The 479-nt window shown below is 67.8% G+C and carries 1 pseudogene; it reads right to left on the bottom strand.

The annotated features are described in order from the left end of the window. Positions 1-479, bottom strand: a pseudogene (locus tag C493_RS21845) (methylmalonyl Co-A mutase-associated GTPase MeaB); the annotation flags it as partial.

Genomic DNA, 479 nt, shown 5'->3' with positions numbered 1-479 from the left:
TCCTCGGGATCCCAGTCGTCGTGAGCGTCGATGACCTCCTGGCTGTGGTGGCCGCCGCCACCGCCGCCGTACCCGTCGCCCGAGTCGAGCTGGATCATGTCCCGCAGCTCCTGGACGGTCCGATCGGCGCCGTCGCGGTCGGCTTTGTTGACCACGAAGACGTCCGCGATCTCGAGGATGCCGGCTTTCAGGGTCTGGATTTCGTCGCCGGANGGAACGAGGACGGCGACGGTGTCGGCGGTGCGGACGATGTCGATTTCGTTCTGGCCGGCGCCGACGGTCTCGATGATGATCTTGTCCTTCCCGAAGGCGTCCATGGCTTTGACGGCATCCGCGGTGGCCGTCGAGAGGCCGCCCAGCGTGCCGCGGGCGCTCATCGAGCGGACGAAGACGTCCATGTCGCCCACGGTGGAGGCCATCCGAATGCGGTCGCCCAGCACCGCGCCGCCGGTAAACGGCGAGGAGGGATCGATCGCGAT

This window comes from Natronolimnohabitans innermongolicus JCM 12255 (assembly GCF_000337215.1).
Classification (GTDB): Archaea; Halobacteriota; Halobacteria; order Halobacteriales; family Natrialbaceae; genus Natronolimnohabitans; species Natronolimnohabitans innermongolicus.
The sequence above is the reverse complement of the archived record's forward strand: the minus strand, read 5'-3'. Positions and strand labels throughout refer to the sequence as shown.